Here is a 26,351-nt window from a genome sequence, read left to right on the forward strand (position 1 = left end):
GACATACAGGAAATCATTGGCCAGCAGCGGATAGGCCGAAGCCTGGTCTTCCGTGATGAAACGCGTGCCGCCCGAGAGTTGCTCGAAGCTCGGTGCCGGGCCTGCATTGACCGGCGGCACGCTGGAGTTGATGGTCACCTGGCCTTGAGGGCTGTTGACGTTTGCCTGCGTGCCGGCCGGTGGCGGCGGCGTGGGCGTCGCAGCCGGCACGGTCGCGGCCGGCGCCGATGGCGTTGCGCTGGTGGCAGGCATGGTGGGCCTGGGCGCCGGCGTCGGTGCAGCAGGCGCGGACGGCGGAGGCGGTGGTGGCGTGGCCGGCATCGGTGCCGTGGGTGCCGGCGGCGGAGGCGGTGGCGCTGTCTGCATGCCCTGGTCCTGGGCGAGCAGCGAACCAGCCAACGTCATCGAACCGGCGGCCAGAAGCGCAAGAAGGGGTTTGCGTGATTTCATCGTCGTTACTCCATGCCAGAATGCGTGGCTAGTGGACGGATGTGCGGGGCGGCGAACGTGGCGATATCGCGCTGCGAGCTCCTCCTCGCTGGTCACCACGCTATCAAAGGCCCGATAAATGCCGCCTCAATACAGGCATCGCGAACGCGTGAAGTCATCGTTACCGTTGTCGGTTCCTTCATACAGCCCCCACGCCCGCTTAGCGCTCGCGCAGGCACAGCGACTTCACCTGGCCGCGCAAGGCCTGTTGCGCAAGCCACGCGTGAAAGCACGGCCGGCGGATGTCGTCGCCATGATCGCGCGCATGCGCCTGCTGCAGATCGACAGCATCCACGTGATTGCCCGCAGTCCGTACATGGTGCTGCATTCGCGGTTGGGTGATTACGACCCGCAATGGCTCGACGAAGCGTTGGAGTCGGGGCGCATTGCAGAGTGCTGGGCGCACGAGGCGTGCTTCGTGCCGTCGTCCGACCTGCCTTTGCACCAGGCGTGGCGCATGCAACGTTCGATGCATTGGGCGTACAAGCACGCCGCGCGCATGCATCGCGAGCATCGCGAAGGGATGGACACGCTGCTCGCGCGCATTCGGGAGGGCGGCGCGGCACGCGCTTCCGATTTCGAAAGCGAACAGCGTGGCGCGGGTGGCTGGTGGTCGTGGAAGCCGGAGAAGCGCTGGCTGGAAGCGTGGTTTGCGTTGGGCGAGCTGATGGTCACGCGGCGCGAGCGCTTCCAGCGCGTGTACGACCTTGCCGAGCGCGTGCTCGCCAAGCTTGATCCGCCCATGGACGAAGCGCTGATGCAGATGGACCATGCGTCGCTGCGGCAGCGTTTCATCCTCGACAGCGTACGCGCGCTGGGCGTGACGCAGGCGCGCTGGATCGCCGACTACTACCGCTTGAAACCCGCCGTGACCGACCGCGAACTCGCGCCGCTGGTCGAGGCGGGGCAGTTGTTGCCGGTGGACGTGGCCGACTGGAGCGTGCCGGCCTACGTGCATCCCGATCACGCGGAACTGCTCGCGCAAGCGGTCGAAGGAAAGCTGCGCGGCACGTATACGACCTTGCTCTCGCCGTTCGATCCCGTCGTATGGGATCGCGCGCGCGCGCAGGCACTGTTCGGCTTCGAGTACACCATCGAGTGCTATGTGCCGGCACCGAAGCGGCGCTATGGCTACTACGTGCTGCCCATCCTGCATCGCGGGCGCCTGGTCGGACGACTGGATGCCAAGGCGCATCGCGCGGAGGGCGTGTTCGAGGTCAAGGCACTCTTCCTCGAGCCGGATGTGACGCCGAGCGACAGCCTGCTCGCGGACGTGGCCGGGGCGATCGCCACGACGGCACGCTGGCATGGCACGCCCAAGGTGCGATTGGGCCGCACGCGCCCGGGCAGCATCGCGAGCGCGCTGCGCGCGTTGTGGCGCGAGCGCTGAAGCTATCGGCTCGTGCCGGAGGTGGAGGCGGGGGGCGTCGGGTTGGCCGGGCCGCACGATCGGCCATGCAATGCCTGGCGCAGCGTCTGGGCCAGCGCGGTGCAGCGCCCACCCAGCTGCGGGCGGATGTTCGGATCCTGCGAATCGCGCATCAGGCTGTCGCGCATGGCCTCGTAATGCCCTTCGATCTGGTCCGGCGGGTAGATCGCTGCCGTGCGATGGCAGGCGACATAGCTGGCCAGGTAGTCATCGCAGGCCGGAATGCCGGTATTGCCGGCCTGGCTGGTGGCGGGCGCCCCGGCAGCGGCAGCGGCCTTGGAGCGCGGCGCCGTGGCGGCGCCCGAGCGGGGCGATGCCGGCGTGGACGTGCCCGCGTGTGATCTGCCGGTGGTCGATGAGGTGGTCGTCGTGGTGGTGGCGGTGGGCTGGCTGCTGCAGCCGGCCAGCGCGACACCACCGGCAATCAGCGAAAACAGCGCAAGACGGGTACGACGGGACATCATCGAGCTTCTCCTTCTAATGGCCGGCCGGACGCTCGTCAGTCTCAGGGGCCGGTGCGAGCGCAGAGACTTTCATACTCGTCCTACGCGGTAAAGACCGGATGAAATGAGAAGGCGGCGTGAAAATGAATCCGCATTGTCGCGCTGTTATGCGGCATTCATTCAGTTTGGGAAAAAGGCCTATTCGCCTTGTGGCGATCGAACCGCTATGATGCACGGACTGTGTCTGCCGGGGTCACCAGAGTTTTGTGACCCGATGCCGCCTGATCTCGATCTAGCCTCATCGCATCACCCCTAGGGTTTCCTTGCATACCAGTAAGTCGGCCTGCGCACGTTGCGCAGGTTGAGTCTTTTCTATCCTATGGAGTGATTTACATGTCTGATCGTCAGATCGGTACCGTCAAGTGGTTCAACGATGCCAAGGGTTTCGGCTTCATCAGCCGTGACAACGGCCCGGATGTCTTCGTGCATTTCCGCGCGATCCAGGGCAACGGCTTCAAGAGCCTGCAGGAAGGCCAGAAGGTCAGCTTCAAGGTCGTGCAGGGCCAGAAGGGCCTGCAGGCTGACGAAGTGATCCCGCAGTAAAAAGCGTTATTCATAACGCAAAAGAAAAGCCAGGCAGCAATGCCTGGCTTTTTTATTTTCTGTGCAAATGTCGTTGAAATGTGAAAATGGCAAAGGCCATTCACTTGCATTAAAGAAATCCGTTATGCTGGATTCACTGTGGTTGCTCGGTCACGTGCATGCCCGGTGCGCGACCCACTCGGGTCCACATCGCTTCACCCGATCCCTGCATGCCCAGTAAGCCGTCGGCCAAAGGGGAGGCTGACTTGTCTCAGCGTCGAGCAGATCGGAGTGAGTCATGTCGGATCGTGAAGTTGGCACAGTCAAATGGTTCAACGACGCCAAAGGGTTTGGCTTTATCAGTCGTGAAAGCGGACCCGACGTCTTCGTGCATTTCAGGGCAATCAGCGGCACGGGTTTCCGTAGCCTCAAAGAGGGACAGAAGGTGAGCTTCAAGGTCGTGCAGGGCCAGAAGGGCCTGCAGGCCGACGAAGTCGCGCCTGCCTGATTCAATTGACCTCTTGTTTATAAAAAAGGCCGGCGCAAGCCGGCCTTTTTTATTTCGCGGTCTTTTTCCCGCGAATTGGATTCGCTAGCCTGCGTCGTTTCGCTCCAGCGGCAAATCGCCATGTCCGTGTTTCTGCCTTCGGTTCCCATGCTGCCGGCCTGCGAGGCCTTGCCGGCGCGCGCCGCTGACGGCGCGCAGGCAGACGTGCTGCTGCAATTGCCCGTGGGTTCCCCGCGCCGCGTGTTGTATTGGCTGCCGGCCCTGGGCGTATCGGCCAGGCAATACCTGCCATTGGCGCAAGCATTGGCGCAGGCCGGCGTGGCGATGGCCATCCACGAATGGCGTGGCAACGGTTCCAGCAGCCGCCGTGCAGGGCGCCATGAAAATTGGGGTTATCGCGAACTGTTGCAGGACGACCTGCCGGCGGGCTTCGCCGCCGTCCGCGAGCGATTGCCTCGCAAGGAATTCCTGCTCGGCGGACACAGTCTCGGCGGGCAGCTGGCGTCGCTCTACGCCGGCATGCATCCGCATGCCGCGGTCGGGCTGCTCGTGGTGGCCAGCGGCTCGCCGTACTGGCGGCAATATCGTCACGGCCAATGGATCCGCCTGGCGTATGCCGCGGCACCATGGCTTGCGCGAGCGGTCGGTCACCTCCCCGGCAAGAAGATCGGTTTCGGCGGCAACGAAGCCCGCGGCGTGATCGACGACTGGGCGCGCAGCGGGCGCACCGGCCGTTATGCGGCCAAGGGCATGCCCGACGACCTCGAGCAGGGTCTCCGCCGCTTGGCGATGCCCTTGCTGGCGCTGCGGTTTGCCGAGGACTGGCTAGGTCCGGAGGCGTCGCTGTCATGGTTGCTGGGGAAGATGCCGCATGCCCTTGTCGAACGGCAGCTCATCGTTTCCGGCGACATGGATGGCCGGCCGGCCGATCATTTCGGCTGGATGAAGGCGCCGCAACCCGTGGCCGATCGCATCGTCGCCTGGCAATCGGGCCTGTCATCCGCGCCGTGCCCTTGAAGCGCGTACACATCGGCGGCATGTGGAACGGCATCTTTGCCCCGGACCCGGTTCGATGAATCTCTTCACTCCTTTTGCCCAACGCAGCCTTTCCTTGCGCAATCGCCTGGTGATCGCGCCCATGTGCCAATACTCGGCGACCGACGGCGTGCCCAGCGACTGGCATCTGGTCCATCTCGGCAGCCGCGCCGTGGGCGGGGCGGGTGCGGTGATCGTGGAAGCGACGGCCGTATCCGCGGAGGGCCGCATTTCCGCCGGCGATGTCGGACTGTGGAACGACGAGCAGCTGGCTGCCTGGCAACCGATCACGCGCTTCGTGACCTCGCAGGGCGCGGTGGCCGGCGTGCAGCTGGCGCATGCCGGCCGCAAGGCCAGTGTGTTGCCGCCGTGGCAAGGCGGTCACCCGCTGGCGGCGGACGCCGGTGCGTGGCAGACCGTGGCGCCCTCGGCGATACCGTTCGACGCGCACTGGCACGTGCCGCAGGCGCTGGATGCCGCCGGGATCGCCAAGGTGATCGCGGACTTCCGCGCGGCCGCGGTACGCGCGCTCGAGGCAGGCTTCCAGCTCATCGAGCTGCATGCCGCCCATGGCTATCTGCTGCACCAGTTCATTTCGCCGCTCAGCAACCATCGCACCGACGAGTACGGCGGCAGCTTCGAGAATCGCACGCGCCTCGTGCGCGAAGTGATCAAGGCCGTGCGCGAGGTATGGCCCGAGCACCTCCCGCTGTGGCTGCGCGTTTCGGCCACCGACTGGACCGAGGGTGGCTGGGATATCGAGCAGAGCGTGCAACTCGCGCGTGACATCAAGTCGCTCGGCGTCGATCTCGTCGATACCTCCAGCGGTGGCCTGGTTCCCCATGCGAAGATTCCCGTGTCCCCCGGCTACCAGGTGCCATTCGCTTCGCGCATCCGTCATGATGCGGGCATCGCGACGGGCGCCGTGGGCCTCATCACCGAATCCACACATGCCGCGCGCATCATCGACGAAGGCGCCGCCGACGTGGTGCTGATCGCGCGCGAGAGCCTGCGCGATCCCTATTTCCCGCGCCGCGCGGCGCAGGAGCTGGGCGTGCCGATCACGGCACCGGTGCAATATCAGCGGGCGTGGTAACCAAAGGAACCGATATGGAACAGCAGCCGACTTTGATCGATGGTCGCGTACACGACCTGGGCGATGGCTTCAACGTACGACGGCTGTTGCCGGTGCTGCAGGCACGCCACGTGGGTCCGTTCGTGTTCTTCGATTACATGGGGCCGGTGACCTTTCTCCAAGACAAGGGCATGGACGTACGCCCGCATCCGCACATCGGGCTGGCCACCGTGACATGGTTGTTCGAAGGCGTGATCCGCCATCGCGACAGCCTGGGCAGCATCGCCGACATCCGCCCGGGCGAAGTGAACTGGATGACGGCCGGCCGCGGCATCGTGCATTCCGAACGCACGCCGCCTGAAGCGCGCGGCGGCGGCCAGCGCGCCCACGGCATCCAGGTGTGGGTGGCCTTGCCGCAGAAGGATGCGGAAGTCGATCCGGAATTCCATCACCATGAGGCCGACGAGCTGCCGCGCATCGACATGGCCGGCGCCAGGCTGGTGCTGATCGCCGGTACGGGCTATGGCCAGCAGTCCCCGGTGAAGGTGTTCGCGCCGATGTTCTTCATCGAGGCGACGCTGGAAGCCGGTGCCGAGCTGCCGTGGCCCGAAGACCACGTGGAGCGTGGCGTATGCGTGGTGGACGGTGAGGTGGAGTGGGATGGCGTGACGGTCAAGCCGATGCAAGCGGCCGTGCAGGCGGGCCCCGACTCGCCGCCACTGCGCGCCCGCACTGCCAGCCGCGTGATGTTGTTCGGCGGCGCGCCGCTGGATGGCGAGCGCCACCTGTGGTGGAACTTCGTCGCCAGCAGCCGCGAGCGCATCGAGCAGGCCAAGGCCGACTGGGCCGCGCAACGCATGGGCAAGGTGATTGGCGATGAGGCGGAGTACATCCCGCTGCCGACCTGATGCTGCGCATGCGCATGCATGACCGCACGCGCCGGTTTACGCTGGCGCCATCACGCCAAGGGTGACCGTATGTCCGGTTATGCCAGCTTCCGCGACTTCTACCCGTTCTATCTGAACGAGCACAGCGACCGCCAATGCCGCCGCATGCATTTCATCGGCAGCACGCTGGTGTTGGCGGTGATCGTGACCGCGGTGGCGACGGGCAATGCGTGGTGGCTGCTGGCCGCGCCGGTGGCGGGTTACGGCTTCGCCTGGATCGGGCATTTCGTGTTCGAGAAGAACCGGCCCGCCACCTTCACCCATCCGCTCTACAGCCTGATGGGTGATTGGGTGATGTATTGGCAGATGCTGCGGGGCAAGATCAAGCTCTGACGAACCACTGCCCGGTGGCATATGTTCCCAGCAGGAGGGGTGTCGCCTTCAGCGGTATTGCTGATGACAGGACTGGCAGGTCTCGGCAATCGGCTTGATCACCGCGGCCAGCGCCTTGCAGTCGGCAGGCGCGGCATCCAGGGCGGCCTGGGTCTTGTCACGCAGCTTGGTGGCCTCATCCAGGAAGGGCTGGTCGACGCCCGGAAACGCCTCGCCGATATCGGCCTGGGTCTGCAGCAGGCGCGTCAGGTGCTGGCGCACCGGCGCCGCTTCGCAGTGCTGGACCTTGAGGGCCGCGCGCAGTTCGCCGGCATGGTGATCCATCAGCGACATCACCGAATGGGACATCGGCTGGTGCTGGCGGAGTGCGTTCAGGGCGAACACGGTGCCGATGATGCCGATGAACAGGCCAAGCACGATCAGGAGGGCGGCGCGCATGCGTGGGATTTCCGTGGAAAGGCACAAAGACCGCAAGCATAGCCGGCCGCCTGCACGGTGGCTCACCTCTCGCTAAAATGTACTGTCTTCAAAAGGTTGGTAGGTTCCAGTGAAGCATTCAGATGGCGCGGCCGGCGTGGCCGCCGCGCGACAGTCCCCTGACACCATGCCGGTGGGCGAAACAGCGTTTCCTCGTGAGCGTTTCGCTGGCGTCGAGCGCCTGTACGGCGTGGGCAGCATCGACGCGCTGGCCCAGGCACATGTGTGCGTGATCGGCATCGGTGGGGTGGGCTCGTGGGCGGCCGAGGCGCTGGCGCGCAGTGGCGTGGGGCATCTCACCCTGATCGACGCCGACGAGATCTGCGTCTCCAACACCAACCGGCAGCTGCATGCGCTGGACGGCGAGTACGGCAAGTCCAAGGTCGGCGTGATCGAAAAGCGCCTGCGCGCGATCAATCCTGCGATCAAGATCGATGCCATCGAGCGATTCCTCACCACCTCCACGCTGGACGAGCTGCTCGACCGCGGTTACGACGTGGTGCTGGACGCCTGCGATGCGTTCCGCGTAAAGCTGGAGGCCATCGCCTGGTGCCGCCGGCGCAAGCTGCCGATGGTGACGGTGGGTTCGGCAGGCGGTCGCACCGACCCCACGCAGATCCGCGTGCGCGACCTGTCGCGCACCGAGCACGACGCGATGTTCAGCCTGATCCGCAAGAAGCTCCGCCAGGATTTCAATTTCCCGAAGAACCCTGATCGCTATTTCGGCGTGTCGGCCGTCTATTCGCTGCAGAACGTCCAGTACCCGCAGCCCGACGGCACGGTGTGCGGCACGCGCCCGCCGGTGGCCAACGGCACCGAGGCGCTGAATCTCGCCTGCGGCGGCGGCCTGGGCGCGGCCACGCACGTCACCGGGGCGTTCGCGTTTGCGGCGGTGGGGAAGGTGATGGAGAAGCTGTTGAGTCGCTCGCTGGGCGAGCAGTAAATGGCGAAGCCGGCCGCCAAGCGGCCTGTCAATGGTTGATGACACGCGGCGCCGTGGCGCTTGCTTTTCCATTTACAGGCGGCGCAGCCGCCGGCTTCTCCTTTCACAGGCCGCTCCTGCGGCCGGCCTTACCACCCCATGTAGTGGCCGCCGTTGATCGACAGGTTGGCGCCGGTGATCCACGCCGCCTCCTCGCCGGTGAGGAAGGCCACGGCATGCGCGATTTCCTCTGGCTTGCCGAGGCGTCCCACCGGGATCTGCGCAATGATCTTCTCGCGCACTTCCTCGGGCACGGCCATCACCATGTCGGTGCCCACATAGCCGGGCGATACGGTGTTCACGGTGATGCCGAACCTGGCGTTTTCCTGCGCCAGCGAAATGGTGAAGCCATGCATGCCGGCCTTGGCCGCGGCGTAGTTGGCCTGGCCGTACTGGCCCTTCTGGCCGTTGATCGAACTGATCTGCACGATGCGGCCCCACTTGTGCTGGCGCATGCCCTCGATCACCGGGCGCGTCACGTTGAAGCACGCGTTGAGGTTGGTGTTCACCACTTCCATCCACTGCGGATAGGTCATCTTGTGGAAGGTGGTGTCGCGCGTGATGCCGGCGTTGTTGACCAGGATCTCCACCGGACCCATGGCGCCTTCGATGATGCGCACCATGGCCTCGCAGGAGTCGGGGTCTTTCACGTCGCCCGGCACCAGCATCACCTCGATGCCTTCCTTCGCCATCATGTCCTTCATCGCTTCCGCCTTGGCCTGGTCGCGATAATTGGTGGCAACCCGATGCCCCTGCCGGGCGAGATACCGGATGATCGCCGTGCCGATTCCGCCCGTGCCGCCAGTGACCAATGCCGTGCGCTGCGTCATGCCTGTTCTCCAAATGATGATCGAGTACCCATCCGCCCATGCGTCGAGGGGCGAAGCCATGTGTAACCGCGCCACATGGCAAAACGTCTACGGAGGATACGCAAATTCCACCGTAACGCGAGGTGAGTTCGATCACTGCCGGCGGGTCGGCGTTTAGGCGGCCATCCGTTCGCTGCAGTGCGGCAAGCCCGCGGGCTCGAACCGTTCGAGCGCATGGGCGAGCAGGGCAGCCGGATGACCGGCCGCGGGGGCGATGGGCAGGTCGAGAAACGCCAGCGTCCGTCGCAGCGCCGGCAACGGGTCGGTGGGGTCGACCGGATGGGCCTGTTCCGACTTGGAGAGCTTGCGGCCGCTGCCGTCCAGCGCCAGTGGCAGGTGCAGGTAGCGAGGTGTCGGCAGGCCCAGGCAGCGCTGCAGGAAGATCTGGCGCGGCGTGGAGTCGAGCAGGTCGTTGCCACGCACCACCTCGGTGATGCCCTGGAAGGCGTCGTCCACCACGCAGGCGAGCTGGTAGGCGTAATAGCCCTCCACGCGCCGGATCACGAAATCGCCAGCCGTGTCGCGCAGGTTCTGCATCTGCGGGCCCTGCAGGCCATCGTCGAAGCCGATCTCGATGTCCGGGACGCGCAGGCGCCAGGCCGGCTCCCGGCCCGCGCCGGGGGCGGCCAGACAGCGTCCGTCCAGGTGAAGGCCGCCGGCGAGGTCGTTCCGGCTGCACCAGCACGGAAATACCAGGTCCGCCGCCTTCAGCTGCTCGAACGCCGCGTCGTACGCCGCCTGCCGGTTGGACTGGAACACGACGGGACCATCGGCCGCCAGGCCGAAGGCGGGCAGGGCCGCGAGGATGCTCTCCGCGGAGCCCGGCATTTCGCGGGGCGGGTCGATGTCCTCCACCCGCAGCAGCCATTCTCCGCCTGCATGGCGCGCGCACAGCCAGCTGCCCACCGCGGCGACGAGTGAACCGAAATGCAAATGGCCGGTCGGAGAAGGAGCGAAACGTCCGCGGTAGGTCATTCCGTCATTGTACGGAGGAAGCTTTCCCTTGTAGGAGCGCACCCAGTGCGCGACCGCAAAGCCACGGCGCACCCGCTCCGTGGGCTTTTCGCGCACTGGGTGCGCTCCTGCAGGAGAAAGAGGCCTTGAAACCGCAAGATTTCGCCACGATCCTTGGGTGACGGCGAGAGCCGTCTGTGTTCCTTCATGACTGCCAAAGAGACAGCCATGCGTCGCATCGCACTGTTCCTGCTTACCAATATCGCCGTCCTGTTCCTGCTGAGCATCGTCTGCCACGTGTTTGGCGTCGACCAGTGGGCCGCCGCCCGTGGTTACGGCGGCATGGGCGGCCTGCTGATCTACGCCGCCGTATTCGGCATGGGCGGCGCCTTCATATCGCTGGCCATGTCCAAGTGGATGGCCAAGATGTCCACCGGCGCCCGCGTGATCGAGCAGCCGCAGAACGAGGCCGAGCGCTGGCTGGTGGAAACCGTGCGTCGCCACGCACAGAACGCCGGCATCGGCATGCCCGAGGTGGCGATCTACGACGCACCCGAAATGAACGCCTTCGCCACCGGCATGACCAGGAACAGCTCGCTGGTGGCGGTGAGCACGGGCCTGCTGCAGCAGATGGATCGCGAGCAGGTGTCGGCCGTGCTGGGTCACGAAATCGGCCATGTCGCCAACGGCGACATGGTGACGCTGACCCTGATCCAGGGCGTGGTGAACACTTTGGTGATCGTGGCGGCCCGCGTGGTCGGCCGCCTGGTCGACAGTTGGCTCTCGGGCGGCCGTGACCGTGACGGTGGTGGCGGCATTGGCTATTTCGTGTCGGTGATGGTGCTGCAGCTGGTGTTCGGCCTGTTCGCCTCGATGATCGTGATGGCGTTCTCGCGCTGGCGTGAATTCCGCGCCGATGCCGCCGGCGCCAAGCTGGCGGGTCGTGGCGCGATGATCTCGGCCTTGCAGCGCCTGCAGGTGCAGCACGGTGAAAGCACCTTGCCGCAGACCATTGCCGCGTTCGGCATCTCCGGCCACCTGGCCACGGGCTTCAAGCGCCTGTTCATGAGCCACCCGCCGCTGGAAGAGCGCATCGCCGCACTGCAGGGTTCGGCCAACGCCTGATCTTCACCCGCCTTCCCCGTGAAGGCGGGTAGCCTGAGGGGCCGACTTGTCGGCCCCTTCGTTTGTGACTCCTTGTCCTTTTGACTGACTTTCGAACGAGCCTTTCCGTATGACGAACGCCACGCCCGAGACCCGCAAATTCGAAGCCGAAGTCGCCCAGGTGCTGCACCTGGTCACGCACTCGCTGTACTCGCACAAGGAGATCTTCCTGCGCGAGCTCATCTCCAATGCTTCCGACGCCTGCGACAAGCTGCGCTTCGAATCGCTCGCCAACCCCGAGCTGATGTCGGGCGACGGCGAACTGCAGATCCAGGTCAGCTGGGATGCCGACGCCCGCACCGTGACCGTGCGCGACAACGGCATCGGCATGACACGCGATGAAGTGGTGGCCAACATCGGCACCATCGCCAGTTCCGGCACGCGTCGCTTCCTCGAGGCGATGAGCGCCGAGCAGAAGACCGACGCGCGCCTGATCGGCCAGTTCGGCGTGGGCTTCTATTCCGCGTTCGTGGTGGCCGACCGCGTCACCGTGTTGAGCCGTCGTGCCGACCAGCCGGCGGGCGAGGGCGTGAAATGGGAGAGCGACGGCAAGGGCGAATACAGCCTGGCCCAGGTCGACCTGCCCGAGCGCGGTACCGCGGTGATCCTGCACCTGAAGGCCGACGAGGACGAGTTCCTCAAGGGCTGGGAGCTGCGCTCGCTGATCCGCAAGTATTCCGACCATGTCGCCTTCCCGATCCGCATGCCGAAGGAGCAGGACGGCAAGCCGACCGGCGAGTGGGAAACCGTCAACGACGCCTCGGCGCTGTGGGCCAAGCCGCGCAACGAGATTTCCGACGAGGACTACCAGAGCTTCTACAAGTCGCTCGGCCATGACTTCAACGATGCGCTCGCCTGGACGCACAACCGCGTGGAAGGCAGCCAGAGCTTCACCACGCTGCTCTATCTGCCCGAGCAGCCGCCGTTCGACCTGATGATGGGCGGGCGCGACGAACGCAAGGGCCTCAAGCTCTACATCAAGCGCGTCTTCATCATGGACGCGGCGGAAGAGCTGCTGCCCAACTACCTGCGCTTCGTGCGCGGCGTGGTGGATGCCGACGACCTGCCGCTCAACGTGAGCCGCGAGATCCTGCAGCACAACCGCCAGCTGGAGCGCATCCGCGCGGCCTGCGTGAAGCGCGTGCTCGACCTCATCGAGAAGCTGGCGCGCGACGAACCGGAGAAGTTCGCCACGTTCTACAAGTCCTTCGGCAATACGCTGAAGGAAGGCATCGTGGAGGATGCCGCCAACCGCGAGCGCATCGCCAAGTTGCTGCGCTTCGCGTCGACCAAGGGCGATGGCGCCAAGCAGACAGTGTCACTGGATGACTATATCGGCCGCATGGCAGTGGGCCAGGACACCATCTGGTACATCACCGCGGACAGCTATACCGCCGCGCTGGGCAGCCCGCAGCTGGAGGCTTTCAAGGCCAAGGGCATCGAAGTGCTGCTGATGTTCGACCGCGTCGACGAATGGATGCTGGGCAGCCTCAACGAGTACGCCGGCAAGAAGCTGCGCAACGTCGCCAAGGGCGAACTGCCGCTGGACGAGGCCGGCAAGAAGCAGCAGGAAGAAGCCAGCAAGGCGGCCGAGCCGCTGCTCAAGAAGCTCAAGGAGCTGCTGGGCGATCGCGTGAACGAGGTGCGTGTATCCGCACGCCTCACCGATTCGCCGTCGTGCCTGGCGCTGTCCGATTTCGAAATGGCACCGCACCTCGCGCGCCTGCTGCGCGAGGCCGGCCACGAGATGCCAGAAAGCAAGCCGACGCTGGAGATCAATCCGCAGCATCCGTTGCTCAAGCGCTTGGAAAGCGAGAGCGACACGGCCAAGGCCGGCGATCTCGCCAACCTCCTGCTCGACCAGGCCGAAATCGCCGCAGGTGCGCAGCTGCCGGATCCGGCGGGGTTCGTGCAGCGTTTGAATCGTCTGATCGTGGGGTGACAGGGAGCGACCAGCGGCTCACCATGCTGAAGTCCGGTGTCATTGCACGACGGTGCGGGGCACTGGGCGACCCGGTTTCCTCGCTGGTCCCGCAAAGGGCATCACGCCAACGGCCGCTATACTGCGGCCGTTTCTCTTCATGGGAAGTCCATGAGCGCATTGCTCCTGCTATTCGCCTGCCTGCTGCTTGGCGCGCTGGTTGCGCGCTATGCCAAGCCGCCCAGCGGCACCGTCCATGGCATCAACTGGTGGGTGCTCCGGGTCGCGTTGCCGGCGCTGGTGCTGGACCTGGTGCCGAAGGTGAAGGTGGATACGCAGCTGTGGTTTCCCGTGGCGGCGATGTGGATCGTGTTCTTCGGCGCGTGGCTGCTGTTCGCCGTGTTGGGGCGTCTGTTGAACTGGTCGCGCGGGCGCATCGGCGCGCTCACCCTGGTATGCGGACTGGGCAATACGTCGTTCATGGGTTACCCCATGATGCAGGCGTTGCATGGCAAGGAAGGTCTCGCGCTGGCCGTCGTGGCGGACCAGCTCGGTTGCTTTCCGCTGCTCGCGTCGGCGGGCGTCGCCGTCGCCGCATGGTATTCGGGCAAGACACCGCAGCCGGCGGTGATCGCACGCCGCATTTTGACGTTTCCCGCATTCATCGCCCTGGTTGTCGGCGGCATCGCGGGCGTCCTGGGCGGATGGCCCGACATGCTCGAGGGCGTGCTCGCGCCCATTGGCACCACGCTGACGCCGCTGGCGCTGTTTTCGGTGGGCCTGCAGTTCACGTTCCACCTCGGTGAACGCCAGATGCTCCCGCTTTTGCTGGGGCTCGGCTGGAAGCTGCTGCTCGCCCCGCTTGCTTCGCTGGCGCTCGGCCTGGCGGCCGGCGTGGGTGGCCTGACACTCACCGTGGGCGTGTTGCAGGCCGCCATGGCGCCGATGATTTCGGCGGCCATCCTGGCGGACGAACACCGGTTGGAGCCGACGTTGGCCAATACGATCCTTGGCGCGGGCATCGTGCTGTCGTTGATCACCATTCCCTTGGGCAATCTCTGGCTGGGCGGGTAGTGCGCCATGGATCTTCTTGCGCACCTGATCGACCTGGAGACGCAACTGCACCGGCAGGACGTGCGGGCGAATGCGGAATGGTTGCGGCAACTGATCGCCGGGGATTTTTTCGAGTTCGGTGTATCGGGCGCGGTATGGACGCGCGATGCGGTGATCGACGCGTTGAAGGACGAAACGTTCTCGCCGCGCGAGGCGACCGATTTCCGCTTGACGTTGCTGGCGGATGACGTGGCGTTGTTGACGTATCGCGCACATCGCGGCGTCACCGCTGCGCGTCCCGCCGCCGATTCGCTGCGCAGTTCGATCTGGCGGCTACGCGAGGGGCGGTGGCAGATGGTGTTTCATCAGGGGACGGCGCTTTTGTAGGGGTTTTGGCTGTGAGGCGAGGCGGGGGCTTCGCTTCGTCGGCTTGTCGCCCACTGGGTGCGCTCCTACAGGGGGATGGTCGTAACGGCTGCGTTGATCGCCTTGTTTGTAGGAGCCCACCCAGTGGGCGACCGCGGCGCGTGGTGATGGCCGCTTCGTCGGCTTGTCGCGCACAGGGTGCGCTCCTACAGGGGGAGGGGCGTAACGGCTGCGTTGATCGCCTTGTTTGTAGGAGCCCACCCAGTGGGCGACCGCGGCGCGTGGTGATGGCCACTCCGTCGGCTTGTCGCGCGCCGGGTGCGCTCCCGCCAAAGCGGGTCCACGGATACGGAGAGACCTGGATGGGCGACAATGGGGCCATGTCATCCGTTCCATTCCCCGTTTCGTCACCGGTACGCGCCGACGTTTGGCTCTGGGCTGCGCGTTTCTTCAAGACCCGCAGCCTGGCCAAGCAGGCCATCGACGGCGGCAAGATCGACCTCAACGATGCCAGCTGCAAGCCGGCCAAGGCGGTGCAGGTCGGCGACGTGTTCCGCATCAGCCGGGGCGAGGAACGGCTGGAGGTCGAGGTGCTGGCGCTGTCGGACAAACGTGGCCCGGCGCCGGCGGCGCAGGCGCTCTATCGTGAAAGCGAAGCCAGCGTGAAGGCGCGCGAGGAGGCGAAGGCCCAGCGCAAGCTGGTGGGTGCCATGGCTCCTCCCGGTCGCCCGGACAAGCAGGCACGTCGGGAATTGCGACGGCTTAAGGATTCCATGTGAGTCGGCCATCGCAGAATGCGGCTGCGTTCTGCGGGAGCATCACGCTCCAAGAGCCGCGAAAAGACGGCTCTCCCTTGGACGTGATGCGGGAGGACGACGATGACCGGCTTGACCTTTCTGAAGCGGTGGCTGAGCGGTGCGGCCCAGGAGCCGGCGCCGGAGGCGATGCGCAAGACGACGCTGGGCGCGCGGGTACTGGTCGTGGACGATTCGCCGACGATCCGCGCGGTGCTCGGGCGCATGCTCGAAGTCGACGGTTACGAGGTGGTGCGCGCGGCGGACGGCGAGAGCGCCCTGGAGATGGCGCGTGCCGAACCGCCGGCGATGATCTTCCTCGACATCGTGCTGCCCGGCATGAACGGCTTTGCCGTGCTGCGTTCGCTGCGCCATGACGCGGCCACCCGGCACATCCCGATCGTGATGATCAGCGGCAACCAGCAGGCGACGGAGCAGTTCTACGTGCAGCGCTTCGGCGCCGATGACTTCATCAGCAAGCCGTTCGGCCATGCCGAAGTGGCGCGCAGCATCGATCGCCTGGTACAGCAGGGCCGCTTGCCCCTGCGCGATGTCGCCAATGTCGTGAGCCTGCCGGTGTCGGTGCCGGTGGAGACCATTCCCGCGATGCTGGCGAACGCGACCAGCGAAAGGCCCGACGGCAGCGTGCCGGAACTCGCGGCCTGACGATGTCCGACATCCCCTTGTGCCGGTCATGAAAAGGGCGGCCATCCCTGGAGGATGACCGCCCTTTGTCGTGACGCGATACCGGATGGATCAGGCCAGGTCGAAGCGGTCGAGGTCCATCACCTTGGCCCAGGCCGCGACGAAGTCGTGGACGAACTTCTGCCTGGCGTCGGCGCTGCCGTAGACCTCGGCCAACCCGCGCAATTGCGAGTTCGAACTGAAGATCAGGTCGACGCGCGTGCCGGTCCAGCGGGCCGCACCCGTCTTGCGGTCACGGCCTTCGAACAACTCGCCGCTTTCCGAGGTCGGCTTCCATTCCGTGCCCATGTCGAGCAGGTTCACGAAGAAGTCGTTGCTGAGCGTTCCCGGTTGCGTGGTGAATACGCCGTGCCTGGTGTGGCCGGCATTGGTGTCGAGCACGCGCATGCCGCCGACCAGCACGGTCATTTCGGGCGCCGTCAGCGTGAGCAGCTGGGCCTTGTTCACCAGCAGCTTCTCGGCGGGTACGCTGTAGCGGCCCTTGAGGAAGTTGCGGAAACCATCCGCCAGCGGCTCGAGCACGTCGAACGACTCCACGTCGGTCTGTTCCTGCGACGCATCCGTGCGGCCCGGCGAGAACGGCACGGTGACAGTGACGCCCGCGTTCCTGGCAGCCTGCTCGACGGCAGCGCTGCCGCCCAGCACGATGAGATCGGCAAGCGAGACCTTCTTGCCGCCCGCCGCGCCGCCGTTGAAGTCGCGCTGTACGCCTTCCAGCGCCTTCAGCACCTTGGCCAGCTGCTGGGGTTCGTTGGCTGCCCAGTCCTTCTGTGGCGCGAGGCGGATGCGCGCGCCATTCGCGCCGCCGCGCTTGTCGGAACCGCGGAAGGTGGAGGCCGCGGCCCAGGCGGTGGTAACGAGTTCGGGAATGGACACGCCCGAGGCGAGGATCTTCGACTTGAGCGACGCGATGTCCTTGTCGTCGATCAGGGGGTGGTCGACGGCGGGAAGGGGGTCCTGCCAGATGAAGTCTTCCTTGGGTACGTCCGGACCGAGGTAGCGCGAACGCGGTCCCATGTCGCGATGGGTCAGCTTGAACCAGGCTCGCGCAAACGCGTCGGCGAACTGCTCCGGATGCTGGTGGAAGCGGCGGGAGATCTTCTCGTAGGCCGGATCGACGCGCAGCGAGAGGTCCGTGGTGAGCATGGTCGGCGCGTGCTTCCTGGACGGATCGTGCGCGTCGGGAATGCTGCCTGCGCCAGCGCCGTTCTTGGGCGTCCACTGGTGCGCGCCGGCCGGGCTCCTGGTCAGCTCCCATTCGAAGCCGAACAGGTTGTCGAAGAAGTAGTTGCTCCACTTCGTCGGCGTCTGCGACCAGGTCACTTCCAGTCCGCTGGTGATCGTGTCGCCGCCCTTGCCGCTGCGGAACGTGCTGCGCCAGCCCAGGCCCTGCTCCTCGATGCCGGCGGCTTCCGGCTCGGGACCCACATGGGTGGCCGGGCCCGCACCATGCGTCTTGCCGAACGTATGGCCGCCCGCGATGAGCGCGACCGTCTCCTCATCGTCCATGGCCATGCGGCCGAAGGTGTCGCGGATGTCGTGCGCCGCCGCGGCCGGATCCGGGTTGCCGTCGGGCCCTTCGGGATTCACGTAGATCAGGCCCATCTGCACCGCAGCCAGGGGATTCTCCAGGCGCCGGCCATGATCGGTGCGGCTGGTCTCGCTGCCATGCAGCTCCTTCTCCGCCACCAGCACGGCTTCGTCCTGGCCACCCGGGCCCTTGCCGTAGCGGATATCGCCGCCCAGCCAGGTCTTTTCATTGCCCCAGTAAACGTCCTCGTCGGGCTCCCACACGTCGGGGCGGCCGCCGCCGAAGCCCAGCGTCTTGAAGCCCATCGATTCCAGGGCGACGTTGCCGGTCAGCACCAGCAGGTCGGCCCAGGAAAGCTTGCGGCCGTACTTCTGCTTGATCGGCCATAGCAGGCGACGGGCCTTGTCCAGGTTGGCGTTGTCCGGCCAGCTGTTGAGCGGCGCGAAGCGCTGCTGGCCGCTGCCGGCGCCGCCGCGCCCGTCGCCGATGCGGTAGGTGCCCGCCGCGTGCCAGGCCATGCGGATGAAGAGCGGGCCGTAATGGCCGAAGTCGGCGGGCCACCACTCCTGCGAATCGGTCATCAGCGCGTGCAGGTCCTTCTTCACGCCGGCCAGGTCGAGGGTCTTGAACTCCTTGCGGTAGTCGAAATCCTCGCCCATCGGATCGGTCCGTTCCGAATGCTGGGAAAGGATCTTCAGGTTGAGCTGGTTGGGCCACCAGTCGCGGTTGGTGGTGCCGGTGCCGGCGGTGTTGTGGAACGGGCACTTCATTTGGGCTGACATGGGTTATCTACCTTTGGCCGCGGGGATCCAGCGACCCGGTCTGCGAGAAGCCCGGGCACGGAAAAGTGGGTATGAGTACAGGCACGCCGGCCGGTGTGCCGGCTTGGCGATGTCCCCGGCCGCGAACCTTGCGGCGCCGCCCGGGACGGTGAAGGCGGGAGTGGTGTTGGGGCTTCCCATGACTGCGGTTCCTCGCAACAGGGGATGGCTGGCGACGGCTGGCCTGCGATTGAATGTACGCAGGCCGTCGCCGGGGTGGAATTTGATTGTTTCGATGCTTTCCATAGACGGCGGCTATGAGTCGTGGCCGGCCCATGGCTCAGCCCGGCAAGTTCGCCCTGCGCCCGGTGATGACGGTGTGACGACGCGACATGAACGTTTGCGACGCCCGCTTCACGCTGGCCCGACGGCACCTTATCGACGATTTACCGCAGTGAATGGCGCGTGGAGGCCGGTCATGGCCGAGTCAATCGAAGAAGGTTCGCTGGTGTTCGTCGCTGATGGCGAGGACGGTGTCGGTGCCGTGCGGCGTCTGTTGCCGGAAGAGAACGCGGTCATTGTCTACATCGAAAACTCGGGCGACTTCCTGATACCCGCCAGCGGCGTGCGCGCCGTGCATGCAGGCAAGGTCATGCTGGATCTCGATCATCTGTCGCGCCCCGTGCTGGAGGCGATCGGCAGGGCGCGCAAGTCGGAATATCCGCACTGATCACCTTGCCTTGGTGCGGCGGCGCGTCGATGTTCTGCGCGTTGCCGTGCGTGGCTTGCTGCCTGCTTCTTCGCGTAGCTGCACCCAGGCCGGTGCGTGGTCGCTTGCCTTGCTTTCGCCGCGCACCCAGCGATCGACGCCTGCATCCGTCATCCTTTCGGCAAGTACGCGTGACAGCAGCAGGTGATCGATGCGCAACCCCGCGTTGCGTGGCCAGTGCTGCCGGAAGTAATCCCAGAACGTGTAAATGCGCTCCTCCGGGAAGCACGCACGCAACGCATCGGTCCAGCCTTGTGCCAGCAGTTTGCGATAGCGTTCGCGGGTCTCCGGCTGCAGCAGTGCATCGTGGCGCCACGACGCAGGGTTGTAGATGTCTTCGTCGGTCGGCACCACGTTGAAGTCGCCGGCAAGCACGACCGGCTCGTCGCTTTTGATCAGCCGTTTCGCGTAGCGGTTGAGGCGATCAAACCAGGCAAGCTTGTAGTCGAACTTTGGTCCGGGCTGCGGATTTCCGTTGGGCAGATACAGGCAGCCGACGATCAAGCCATGTGCCTCCGCTTCGAGGTAGCGGCTGTGCGTGTCTTCGGCGCCACCTGGCAGGCCGCGGCGTCGCTCATGCGGTGCCTCGCCCTTGCTCAGGATGGCCACGCCGTTCCACGCACGCTGGCCGTGCCACACCGCCTCGTAGCCGGCTTCGCGGATCGCTTCGATGGGAAAGGCCTCGTCGTTGGCCTTCAACTCCTGCAGGCAGGCGATATCCGGCGCTTCGCGCTCCAGCCACGCCAGCAGGTTCGGCAGGCGGGCGCGGATGCCGTTGATGTTGAAGGTGGCGAGCGTCAGCGTCATTGGAAAGCGCGGGCGTCACCGCGGCGCGAGCTTGACCAGCCAGGTTCGCGCGCCGCTTTGCCCGATAAGTCGCGTCTGCATGGGTTTGCTCCGGCACTCGCCTGCGCGCACACTACGGCGCGGACCGCGCAAGGCGGGTGGACGGAACGTCAGCAAAGCGCCAACAAGCGCTCTCCGGTGACGCGGCGTGCATGCCGCATCGCCGTGTTGCTTAGGCGAGTGCCTTCAGGCGATAGAGCGCTTCGAGCGCTTCGCGGGGCGACATCGCATCGGGGTCGATGTTTTCCAGCGCGCGCTCCACCACGGACGGTTGCGCAGCGAACAGGCCCATTTGCGGCGAGTCGTCCGGCGCGCTCCTGCTGCCGGCCGCCGAGGCTTGCTGATGCATGCCGCGTTCGAGTTCGGCGAGCGTGCGCCGTGCATCGGCGATCACCGACTTCGGCAGACCGGCCAGCGCCGCCACCTGCAGGCCGAAGCTGCGGTTGGCCGGGCCCTCCTTCACCGCATGCATGAACACCAGTTGCTCGCCGTACTCCACGGCGTCCAGGTGCACGTTGGCGATGGACGGATATTCGTTGGCCAGCTCGGTGAGTTCGAAGTAATGCGTGGCGAACAGCGTGTACGAACGGCTGCTCGCCGCCAGGTGCACGGCCGCCGCGCGCGCCAGCGCCAGGCCGTCGTACGTGCTGGTGCCACGGCCCACTTCGTCCATCAGCACCAGGCTGTGTTCGGTGGCGTTGTGCAGGATGTTGGCCGTTTCGCTCATCTCCACCATGAAGGTGGACTGGCCGCGCGAGAGATCGTCGCCGGCACCGATGCGCGTGAAGATGCGGTCGATCGGGCCGATCACCGCACGCGAGGCCGGCACGTAGCTGCCGATATGGGCGAGCAGCACGATCAGCGCGTTCTGGCGCATATAGGTGGACTTGCCGCCCATGTTCGGGCCGGTGATCACCAGCATGCGCCGGTTGTCGTCGAGTGCGAGGTCGTTCGGCTCGAACGGCTCGTCGCGCACCTTTTCCACCACCGGGTGGCGGCCGCGTTCGATCGCTATGCCGGGTTCGTCGGTGAGTTCGGGTGCGCTCCAGTCGAGCGTCGAGGCGCGCTCGGCCAGGGTGGCGAGCACGTCGAGTTCGGCCATGGCCGCGCCGGCGTTCTTCAGCGGTTCCAGCTCGGTGATCAGCGTGTCGAGCAGCGCCTCATACAGGGCCCGCTCGCGCATCAGCGAGCGCTCCTTCGCCGAGAGCACCTTGTCCTCGAAGGTCTTCAGTTCCTCGGTGATGTAGCGCTCGGCGTTCTTGGTGGTCTGGCGACGCGTGTAGTGCGTCGGCGCCTTGTCGGCCTGGCCCTTGCTGATCTCGATGTAGTAGCCGTGCACGCGGTTGTAGCCGACCTTGAGCGTGGCAATGCCGCTGGCAGCCTTCTCGCGTTCTTCCAGCTCGACCAGGTATTGGTCGGCGTTGGTGGCGAGGCGGCGCAGTTCATCCAGTTCCGCATCGTAGCCATCGGCGATGACGCCGCCATCGCGCTGCAGCACCGGCGGTTGCGGCACCACGGCGCGGGCGAGCAGGGCGGCCGTGCCGGCGTGGTCGCCGATGCGCTCCACCAGCCCGGCGAGCAGCGGGTTGCGCTCTTTTTGAAGCGTGCGGCCATGGGTGGCCGCTTCTGGGTCTTCGCGCTCGGGAAAGAGCGCGCTGGCAAGGTTCGGCGCCGCGGCAAGGCCATCGCGCAGCGTGGACAGGTCGCGCGGGCGCGCCGAGCGCAACGCCACGCGCGCGAGGATGCGCTCCAGGTCGCCGATGCCACGCAACTGTTCGCGCAGCGGTTCGTACTGGCGGTTGTCGATCAGCGCGCCGATGGCCTGATGGCGGCTGCGCAGCAGCTCGCGCGAGCGCAGCGGGCGGTTGAGCCAGCGGCGCAGCAGGCGCGCGCCCATCGGCGTCACCGACTCGTCCAGCACGCCGAGCAGGGTGTGTTCGGTGCGGCCGCTGGGGTGGGTATCGAGCTCGAGGTTGCGACGCGTGGCGGCATCGAGGGCGATGGTCTCGCCGGCGCTCTCCACGGCCATGCCGGACAGGTGCGGCAGCGCGCTCTTCTGCGTTTCTTCCACGTAGCCGAGCAGGCAGCCGGCCGCGGCGATCGCCAGCGGCATGCGGTCCACGCCGAAGCCGCCGAGGTCGCGCGTGCCGAAGAAGCGATTGAGCTCGCGTCGTGCCGCGTCGCCATCGAAGTGCCACGGTGGACGCTTGCGCAGGCCGGGCAGGGAGCTGACGAACTTTGGCCAGGCGACATCTTCGCCGACCAGCGTCTCGGCCGGCTGCAGTCGCGCGAGTTCGGAAGCCAGCGCTTCGGCGCTCGGCACTTCGCTGAGCAGGAAGCGGCCACTGGCCAGGTCGACCCAGGCCAGGCCATAGGCGCCATGCGCGCCCGCGCTGATCGCCATCAGCAGGTTGTCGCGACGCTCCTCCAGCAGGGCGGCATCGGTCACCGTGCCCGGCGTGACGATGCGCACCACCTTGCGTTCGACCGGGCCCTTGGCGAGCGCCGGATCGCCGATCTGCTCGCAGATCGCCACCGATTCGCCCAGGCGCACCAGGCGCGCCAGATAGTTCTCCACCGCGTGATAGGGCACGCCGGCCATCGGAATCGGCTGCCCCGCGGACTGGCCGCGCTGGGTCAATGTGATGTCCAGCAAGCGCGCCGCCTTGCGCGCGTCGTCATAGAACAGCTCGTAGAAGTCGCCCATGCGGAAGAACAGCAGCACGTCCGGGTGCTCGGCCTTCGCGCCCAGGTACTGGCGCATGAGTGGGGTGTGGGTCTCGAAATCCTGGGCAACCATAACCTGCTTTACCTGGCCTGACGGTGGCGTGCGCCGTGGCGGGGCGGCGCGATGCGCCGTTCGAAAAGGCCCGCCAAGATAACCCAATTGACTGGCGGTCGCTGCCCTTGTGGCGCCCGGAATCCGCTGGGTAGGATCAGCCGCCATGCATAGTCCTTCTCGATCTGTCTCCCGCAAGGCGGTGGCGCTGATCCTGGCGCTGTTTGCTTCCGTCGCCTTCGCTGGGAGCGAGGCGTCCCGGTCACCCGCTGCCGAACCTGTGACGCTCTATGCCGGCGTCACGATCATCGACGGTACCGGTGCGTTGCCGATGGCCAACCAGGACATCCTGGTGCGCGGCGAGCGGATCGTGGCGCTGGGGCCGCACGGTTCGCTGGCCGGCTCGACGGAGGCCGGCGTGCGCACGGTCGATCTTCAGGGCAGCTACGTGATTCCCGGCCTGATCGACAGCCACGTGCATCTGGCCACGCCGCCGGATGCGAAGCGCGCGCGGGCACTGCTCCGGCGCAATCTCTATGCGGGCGTCACGGCCGTGCGCGACATGGCGGACGATCTTCGCTCGATCGGTGAGCTGGCGCGCGAGGCGCGGGCGAACGAGATGCCGTCGCCGGACATCTACTACGCGGCGGTGATGGCCGGCCCCGGGTTTTTCGCCGACCCGCGCGTGGCAGCGGCCAGCTATGGCGTGGCGCCGGGCAAGAGTCCATGGATGCAGGCGATCGACGAGGACACCGACCTGCGCGAGGCGGTGACGCTGGCGCGTGGCACCTCGGCCACGGCAATCAAGGTCTATGCGGACCTGCCGCCGGATCGGGTGGCGGCGATCACCGCTGAAGCGCATCGGCAGCACATCATGGTGTGGGCACATGGCGCGGTGTTTCCGACGCGGCCCGCCGATGTCATCGGCGCCGGCGTCGATGTGGTCAGCCATGCGTGCTATCTCGCCTATCAGCTGGAACCGGTGATGCTGAAGTCCTACGAGGACCACACGCCGTTCCACGACGAACTGCTGGCGAAGACCGGCGACGATCCGGTCATCGCGGGTCTTTATCGCGACATGCTCGAGCACGGCACGATCCTCGATGCGACCGGCAGCCTGTTCGTGCGCTACGACGCCGGGCGCAAGACATATCCCGATCGCAAGCCACTGCGCTGCACCGGGCCGACCACCACGCGGCTCGTGCGCCAGGCGTGGCGGGCCGGCGTGCCGATTTCGACCGGCACCGACGACGACGGCGGTGTCAAGAACGCATGGCCGCCCGTGTACGACGAGATGTTCTTCCTCGCGCATGACGTAGGCATGCCGCCACTGCAGGTGATCCGCTCGGCCACGCTGATCGGCGCGCAGGCCGCCGGGCAGGCGCGGGACATGGGTTCGATCGCCGCGGGCAAGCTGGCGAACTTCGCCGTGCTCTCGGCCGATCCCGTGAAGGACATCGGCAATCTCCGCAGCATCCGCATGACGGTGAAGCGCGGGCATGCGTACCCGCGTGCCGAATATCGACCGGTGACGAAGGAAGAGATGGGCGATGACGACGAATGATCGGCGGAAATTCCTCACCGGCCTGACCTGGACGGCCGCGGCGGCCATGTTGCCGTGGGAGGCGCGCGGCGTGCCGCTGCCGGTTGCCAGTGCGGCGGATGCGGGGATCATCATCAATGCACTCGGCGGCCTCGACGACCCGAACCGCGATTCCGGCGGCAGCCCGGTGCCCGAGTTCTCGCCGCGTGTCCTGTCCGAGGCCCACGCGTCCGGCCTGACGGCGGTGAACATCACGCTCGGCTACGTGTCCGGCCCCGACGATCCGTTCGAAGCCAGCGTGCGCGACATCGCCGCCACCGATGCGCGGGTACGCGCCCACGAGCGCGACCTGTTGAAGGTGCTGACGGCGGGCGACATCCGGCGCGCCAAGGCGGAGAAAAAGATCGGGCTGATCTACGGTTTCCAGAACGGCGCCATGATGGGCAAGGACGCCACGCGCGTGGACATCTTCGCCAACCTGGGCGTGCGCGTGTTCCAGCTCACCTACAACCCGGCCAACCCGTTGGGCGATGGCTCGATGGCGCCGGAAAACCGTGGGCTTACGCCATTCGGTCGCGACGTGATCGCAAGGCTCAACGAGCGCCGCGTGATGGTCGATCTTTCGCACAGCGGCGAGCGCACCTGCCTGGAAGCCGCGCGCGTTTCCACCGCGCCCATCTCGATCAACCACACCGGCTGCCGCGCGGTCACCGACCTGCCGCGCAACAAGACCGACGCCGAGCTGCGGCTGGTGGCGGAGCGGGGCGGCTTCATCGGCATCTATTTCATGCCGTTCCTCAATGTTTCCGGGCATGCCAGGGCGGAAGACGTCGTCACCCACATCGACCATGCGGTGAATATCTGCGGCGAGGACCACGTAGGCATCGGCACGGACGGCTCGGTGAGCCAGATCGACGATCTCAAGGTCTACCAGGCCGCATTGGCGAAAGAGATTGCCGCGCGCAAGGCGGCGGGCATCAGTGCTGCAGGCGAGCGTCCGGACACCTATCCGTTCGTGGTCGACCTGCGTGGCCCGCAGCAATTCCACAAGCTGGCGCAACGGCTGGACCAGAAGGGCTATTCATCCGGGCGAATCGAGAAAATCCTCGGCCTGAACTTCCTTCGTTACGCGGAAACCGTCTGGGGAAGCTGAAGGCTTCATGCGGTACATGGGCGCGCGGCTCTTGGCGGGATGGCCCCGGCAGGGTAGAAGGAGCGGCTTGTGCCGTCCCCGGGAAATGCCATGACGTTGTCTGTCCCCACCGATGCCGAGCTCAAGGAGCTGGCCGAGCAGATCGCAGCCTATGCGCTGCGCCAGCGCCTGATGCTGGTCACCGCCGAATCGTGCACGGGCGGGTGGACCGCCAAGACGCTCACCGATCTGCCGGGCAGCTCCGCCTGGTTCGACGCGGGCGTGGTGACCTACAGCTACGAAGCCAAGGAAGCACTGCTTGGCGTCAACCCGCGCACGCTGGAACGCACGGGCGCCGTGAGCGAGGAGACGGCGCTGGAAATGGTCTCGGGTGCGCTGGCACGCTTCGGCGCGGGCATGGCGGTCGCGGTGACCGGCATCGCCGGGCCGAGCGGCGGCACCGCCGAGAAGCCCGTCGGCACCGTATGGATCGGCTGGAAGCGCCGCGGCGGCTACGCCCATGCGCAGCTGTTCCACTTCGACGGCGACCGCGAGGCCGTGCGCCGGCAGACCGTGGCGGCGGCCCTCAAGGGCGTCATCAAGGCGCTGACGGACTGATTCCGGTTGCCTTTCCAGACCGGCTTGACCGGTATGGGATACTTGAGCCTGTTTCCTATCTCGGCGTGGCCCGCGCCGGGGCTGTTTGCCCGCAGGCCATGGAAGAACGCGGGCGTGCGTGCCGATGCATACCGAGTGACGACGCCGGCCCGCGGGCAAACAGCCCCGGTCTGGAAGTCGACGCGAGCCATGCCGAGATAAGGAACAGGCTCTCAGCCACAGATCGCAGCCCGTGAGACCAGACGC

The 26,351-nt window shown here is 66.3% G+C and carries 26 protein-coding genes; 18 read left to right on the plus strand and 8 right to left on the minus strand.

Annotated features, from left to right (window positions below):
• The coding region (locus tag JMF82_RS12210; RefSeq protein WP_201314847.1) for a hypothetical protein at positions 1 to 450 on the minus strand (450 nt) is incomplete at its 3' end.
• Positions 451 to 742: 292 nt separating this feature from the next.
• Here JMF82_RS12210 and JMF82_RS12215 point away from each other — a divergent pair.
• Positions 743 to 1,879 carry a crosslink repair DNA glycosylase YcaQ family protein gene (locus tag JMF82_RS12215; RefSeq protein ID WP_236585443.1) on the plus strand — a complete coding sequence of 379 codons (1,137 nt, stop codon included), beginning with the start codon at positions 743 to 745 and terminating at the stop codon, positions 1,877 to 1,879.
• Positions 1,880 to 1,881: 2 nt separating this feature from the next.
• Here JMF82_RS12215 and JMF82_RS12220 read toward each other — a convergent pair whose 3' ends face one another.
• Complete coding sequence (locus tag JMF82_RS12220) at positions 1,882 to 2,382, minus strand: hypothetical protein (RefSeq protein ID WP_236585444.1); 501 nt, start codon at positions 2,380 to 2,382, stop codon at positions 1,882 to 1,884.
• A 372-nt stretch (positions 2,383 to 2,754) separates the two neighbouring features.
• On the opposite strand from JMF82_RS12220, the gene JMF82_RS12225 reads away from it, so the two are divergent.
• The 6 genes from JMF82_RS12225 (at position 2,755) to JMF82_RS12250 (ending at position 6,841) form a co-directional block, all read left to right on the plus strand.
• Complete coding sequence (locus tag JMF82_RS12225; RefSeq protein ID WP_038616297.1) at positions 2,755 to 2,964, plus strand: cold-shock protein; 210 nt, start codon at positions 2,755 to 2,757, stop codon at positions 2,962 to 2,964.
• 277 nt (positions 2,965 to 3,241) lie between these two features.
• Positions 3,242 to 3,451, plus strand: coding sequence for a cold-shock protein (locus JMF82_RS12230; protein WP_038616299.1), 210 nt, complete (start codon positions 3,242 to 3,244; stop codon positions 3,449 to 3,451).
• 120 nt (positions 3,452 to 3,571) lie between these two features.
• Positions 3,572 to 4,468 (plus strand): alpha/beta fold hydrolase, encoded by an 897-nt coding sequence (locus JMF82_RS12235; protein ID WP_201314849.1) that lies wholly within the window; start codon positions 3,572 to 3,574, stop codon positions 4,466 to 4,468.
• Positions 4,469 to 4,523: 55 nt separating this feature from the next.
• Positions 4,524 to 5,582 carry an NADH:flavin oxidoreductase/NADH oxidase gene (locus JMF82_RS12240; protein WP_201314850.1) on the plus strand — a complete coding sequence of 353 codons (1,059 nt, stop codon included), beginning with the start codon at positions 4,524 to 4,526 and terminating at the stop codon, positions 5,580 to 5,582.
• Between the two features lie 14 nt (positions 5,583 to 5,596).
• Positions 5,597 to 6,469: a pirin family protein gene (locus JMF82_RS12245; protein ID WP_201314851.1), complete on the plus strand. Its 873-nt coding sequence runs from the start codon at positions 5,597 to 5,599 to the stop codon at positions 6,467 to 6,469.
• Between the two features lie 69 nt (positions 6,470 to 6,538).
• Positions 6,539 to 6,841, plus strand: a complete 303-nt coding sequence (locus JMF82_RS12250; RefSeq protein WP_201314884.1) for a DUF962 domain-containing protein — start codon at positions 6,539 to 6,541, stop codon at positions 6,839 to 6,841.
• Positions 6,842 to 6,889: 48 nt separating this feature from the next.
• Here the strand turns inward: JMF82_RS12250 and JMF82_RS12255 are convergent, their stop codons facing one another.
• On the minus strand, positions 6,890 to 7,279 hold the full coding sequence (locus tag JMF82_RS12255; protein WP_201314852.1) for a cytochrome c: 390 nt from the start codon (positions 7,277 to 7,279) through the stop codon (positions 6,890 to 6,892).
• Positions 7,280 to 7,445: 166 nt separating this feature from the next.
• On the opposite strand from JMF82_RS12255, the gene JMF82_RS12260 reads away from it, so the two are divergent.
• Entirely contained in the window at positions 7,446 to 8,261 is an 816-nt protein-coding gene (locus JMF82_RS12260) for a tRNA threonylcarbamoyladenosine dehydratase (protein ID WP_201314885.1), read from the plus strand.
• Positions 8,262 to 8,389: 128 nt separating this feature from the next.
• Here the strand turns inward: JMF82_RS12260 and phbB are convergent, their stop codons facing one another.
• Together phbB and gluQRS are read right to left on the minus strand one after the other, a co-directional pair.
• Complete coding sequence (phbB, locus tag JMF82_RS12265; protein ID WP_201314853.1) at positions 8,390 to 9,130, minus strand: acetoacetyl-CoA reductase; 741 nt, start codon at positions 9,128 to 9,130, stop codon at positions 8,390 to 8,392.
• A gap of 153 nt (positions 9,131 to 9,283) precedes the next feature.
• Positions 9,284 to 10,144 carry a tRNA glutamyl-Q(34) synthetase GluQRS gene (gene gluQRS / locus JMF82_RS12270; RefSeq protein WP_201314854.1) on the minus strand — a complete coding sequence of 287 codons (861 nt, stop codon included), beginning with the start codon at positions 10,142 to 10,144 and terminating at the stop codon, positions 9,284 to 9,286.
• 207 nt (positions 10,145 to 10,351) lie between these two features.
• Between gluQRS and htpX the strand changes: the two genes are divergently transcribed.
• The 6 genes from htpX (at position 10,352) to JMF82_RS12300 (ending at position 16,087) form a co-directional block, all read left to right on the plus strand.
• Complete coding sequence (gene htpX, locus JMF82_RS12275) at positions 10,352 to 11,248, plus strand: protease HtpX (protein WP_201314855.1); 897 nt, start codon at positions 10,352 to 10,354, stop codon at positions 11,246 to 11,248.
• A 109-nt stretch (positions 11,249 to 11,357) separates the two neighbouring features.
• A complete protein-coding gene (gene htpG / locus JMF82_RS12280; protein WP_201314856.1) occupies positions 11,358 to 13,229 on the plus strand; it encodes a molecular chaperone HtpG in 1,872 nt (623 codons plus the stop codon).
• Between the two features lie 150 nt (positions 13,230 to 13,379).
• Positions 13,380 to 14,282 carry an AEC family transporter gene (locus JMF82_RS12285; protein WP_201314857.1) on the plus strand — a complete coding sequence of 301 codons (903 nt, stop codon included), beginning with the start codon at positions 13,380 to 13,382 and terminating at the stop codon, positions 14,280 to 14,282.
• Between the two features lie 6 nt (positions 14,283 to 14,288).
• A complete protein-coding gene (locus JMF82_RS12290) occupies positions 14,289 to 14,648 on the plus strand; it encodes a DUF4440 domain-containing protein (RefSeq protein ID WP_201314858.1) in 360 nt (119 codons plus the stop codon).
• A 359-nt stretch (positions 14,649 to 15,007) separates the two neighbouring features.
• Positions 15,008 to 15,406: an RNA-binding S4 domain-containing protein gene (locus JMF82_RS12295; RefSeq protein WP_201314859.1), complete on the plus strand. Its 399-nt coding sequence runs from the start codon at positions 15,008 to 15,010 to the stop codon at positions 15,404 to 15,406.
• 165 nt (positions 15,407 to 15,571) lie between these two features.
• Positions 15,572 to 16,087 (plus strand): response regulator, encoded by a 516-nt coding sequence (locus JMF82_RS12300; RefSeq protein ID WP_236585448.1) that lies wholly within the window; start codon positions 15,572 to 15,574, stop codon positions 16,085 to 16,087.
• 90 nt (positions 16,088 to 16,177) lie between these two features.
• On the opposite strand, the gene katG is transcribed toward JMF82_RS12300, so the two are convergent.
• Positions 16,178 to 18,439, minus strand: coding sequence for a catalase/peroxidase HPI (katG, locus tag JMF82_RS12305; RefSeq protein ID WP_201314861.1), 2,262 nt, complete (start codon positions 18,437 to 18,439; stop codon positions 16,178 to 16,180).
• A gap of 457 nt (positions 18,440 to 18,896) precedes the next feature.
• On the opposite strand from katG, the gene JMF82_RS12310 reads away from it, so the two are divergent.
• The gene (locus JMF82_RS12310; protein WP_111983749.1) at positions 18,897 to 19,148 is read left to right on the plus strand and encodes a hypothetical protein; all 252 of its coding nucleotides are present in this window, start codon (positions 18,897 to 18,899) and stop codon (positions 19,146 to 19,148) included.
• Here the strand turns inward: JMF82_RS12310 and xth are convergent, their stop codons facing one another.
• Positions 19,149 to 19,994 carry an exodeoxyribonuclease III gene (xth, locus tag JMF82_RS12315; protein WP_201314862.1) on the minus strand — a complete coding sequence of 282 codons (846 nt, stop codon included), beginning with the start codon at positions 19,992 to 19,994 and terminating at the stop codon, positions 19,149 to 19,151.
• Between the two features lie 211 nt (positions 19,995 to 20,205).
• Complete coding sequence (gene mutS / locus JMF82_RS12320; RefSeq protein WP_236585445.1) at positions 20,206 to 22,833, minus strand: DNA mismatch repair protein MutS; 2,628 nt, start codon at positions 22,831 to 22,833, stop codon at positions 20,206 to 20,208.
• A 145-nt stretch (positions 22,834 to 22,978) separates the two neighbouring features.
• Here mutS and JMF82_RS12325 point away from each other — a divergent pair, with 145 nt between their 5' ends.
• The 3 genes from JMF82_RS12325 (at position 22,979) to JMF82_RS12335 (ending at position 26,105) form a co-directional block, all read left to right on the plus strand.
• Positions 22,979 to 24,376 (plus strand): amidohydrolase family protein, encoded by a 1,398-nt coding sequence (locus tag JMF82_RS12325; protein WP_236585446.1) that lies wholly within the window; start codon positions 22,979 to 22,981, stop codon positions 24,374 to 24,376.
• On the plus strand, positions 24,363 to 25,508 hold the full coding sequence (locus JMF82_RS12330; RefSeq protein ID WP_236585447.1) for a membrane dipeptidase: 1,146 nt from the start codon (positions 24,363 to 24,365) through the stop codon (positions 25,506 to 25,508). The genes JMF82_RS12325 and JMF82_RS12330 overlap by 14 nt, the downstream gene beginning before the upstream one ends.
• 90 nt (positions 25,509 to 25,598) lie before the next feature.
• Positions 25,599 to 26,105 carry a CinA family protein gene (locus tag JMF82_RS12335; RefSeq protein WP_201314863.1) on the plus strand — a complete coding sequence of 169 codons (507 nt, stop codon included), beginning with the start codon at positions 25,599 to 25,601 and terminating at the stop codon, positions 26,103 to 26,105.
• Positions 26,106 to 26,351 lie beyond the last annotated feature (246 nt).

Origin of the sequence: Dyella sp. EPa41 (assembly GCF_016586165.1) — a bacterium.
GTDB lineage: Bacteria > Pseudomonadota > Gammaproteobacteria > Xanthomonadales > Rhodanobacteraceae > Dyella.

Excerpts from the sequence above, each read along its gene's own strand:
- xth (WP_201314862.1), bottom strand. The coding sequence starts at position 19,994 with ATGACGCTGACGCTCGCCACCTTCAACATCAACGGCATCCGCGCCCGC.
- htpG (WP_201314856.1), top strand. The coding sequence starts at position 11,358 with ATGACGAACGCCACGCCCGAGACCCGCAAATTCGAAGCCGAAGTCGCC.
- JMF82_RS12330 (WP_236585447.1), top strand. The coding sequence starts at position 24,363 with ATGACGACGAATGATCGGCGGAAATTCCTCACCGGCCTGACCTGGACG.
- JMF82_RS12335 (WP_201314863.1), top strand. The coding sequence starts at position 25,599 with ATGACGTTGTCTGTCCCCACCGATGCCGAGCTCAAGGAGCTGGCCGAG.
- JMF82_RS12290 (WP_201314858.1), top strand. The coding sequence starts at position 14,289 with ATGGATCTTCTTGCGCACCTGATCGACCTGGAGACGCAACTGCACCGG.
- katG (WP_201314861.1), bottom strand. The coding sequence starts at position 18,439 with ATGTCAGCCCAAATGAAGTGCCCGTTCCACAACACCGCCGGCACCGGC.
- JMF82_RS12300 (WP_236585448.1), top strand. The coding sequence starts at position 15,572 with ATGCGCAAGACGACGCTGGGCGCGCGGGTACTGGTCGTGGACGATTCG.
- htpX (WP_201314855.1), top strand. The coding sequence starts at position 10,352 with ATGCGTCGCATCGCACTGTTCCTGCTTACCAATATCGCCGTCCTGTTC.
- JMF82_RS12250 (WP_201314884.1), top strand. The coding sequence starts at position 6,539 with ATGTCCGGTTATGCCAGCTTCCGCGACTTCTACCCGTTCTATCTGAAC.
- gluQRS (WP_201314854.1), bottom strand. The coding sequence starts at position 10,144 with ATGACCTACCGCGGACGTTTCGCTCCTTCTCCGACCGGCCATTTGCAT.
- JMF82_RS12325 (WP_236585446.1), top strand. The coding sequence starts at position 22,979 with ATGCATAGTCCTTCTCGATCTGTCTCCCGCAAGGCGGTGGCGCTGATC.
- JMF82_RS12235 (WP_201314849.1), top strand. The coding sequence starts at position 3,572 with ATGTCCGTGTTTCTGCCTTCGGTTCCCATGCTGCCGGCCTGCGAGGCC.
- JMF82_RS12225 (WP_038616297.1), top strand. The coding sequence starts at position 2,755 with ATGTCTGATCGTCAGATCGGTACCGTCAAGTGGTTCAACGATGCCAAG.
- phbB (WP_201314853.1), bottom strand. The coding sequence starts at position 9,130 with ATGACGCAGCGCACGGCATTGGTCACTGGCGGCACGGGCGGAATCGGC.
- JMF82_RS12230 (WP_038616299.1), top strand. The coding sequence starts at position 3,242 with ATGTCGGATCGTGAAGTTGGCACAGTCAAATGGTTCAACGACGCCAAA.
- JMF82_RS12310 (WP_111983749.1), top strand. The coding sequence starts at position 18,897 with ATGGCCGAGTCAATCGAAGAAGGTTCGCTGGTGTTCGTCGCTGATGGC.
- JMF82_RS12295 (WP_201314859.1), top strand. The coding sequence starts at position 15,008 with ATGTCATCCGTTCCATTCCCCGTTTCGTCACCGGTACGCGCCGACGTT.
- JMF82_RS12245 (WP_201314851.1), top strand. The coding sequence starts at position 5,597 with ATGGAACAGCAGCCGACTTTGATCGATGGTCGCGTACACGACCTGGGC.
- JMF82_RS12285 (WP_201314857.1), top strand. The coding sequence starts at position 13,380 with ATGAGCGCATTGCTCCTGCTATTCGCCTGCCTGCTGCTTGGCGCGCTG.
- JMF82_RS12215 (WP_236585443.1), top strand. The coding sequence starts at position 743 with ATGATCGCGCGCATGCGCCTGCTGCAGATCGACAGCATCCACGTGATT.
- JMF82_RS12240 (WP_201314850.1), top strand. The coding sequence starts at position 4,524 with ATGAATCTCTTCACTCCTTTTGCCCAACGCAGCCTTTCCTTGCGCAAT.
- JMF82_RS12260 (WP_201314885.1), top strand. The coding sequence starts at position 7,446 with ATGCCGGTGGGCGAAACAGCGTTTCCTCGTGAGCGTTTCGCTGGCGTC.
- JMF82_RS12255 (WP_201314852.1), bottom strand. The coding sequence starts at position 7,279 with ATGCGCGCCGCCCTCCTGATCGTGCTTGGCCTGTTCATCGGCATCATC.
- mutS (WP_236585445.1), bottom strand. The coding sequence starts at position 22,833 with ATGGTTGCCCAGGATTTCGAGACCCACACCCCACTCATGCGCCAGTAC.
- JMF82_RS12220 (WP_236585444.1), bottom strand. The coding sequence starts at position 2,382 with ATGATGTCCCGTCGTACCCGTCTTGCGCTGTTTTCGCTGATTGCCGGT.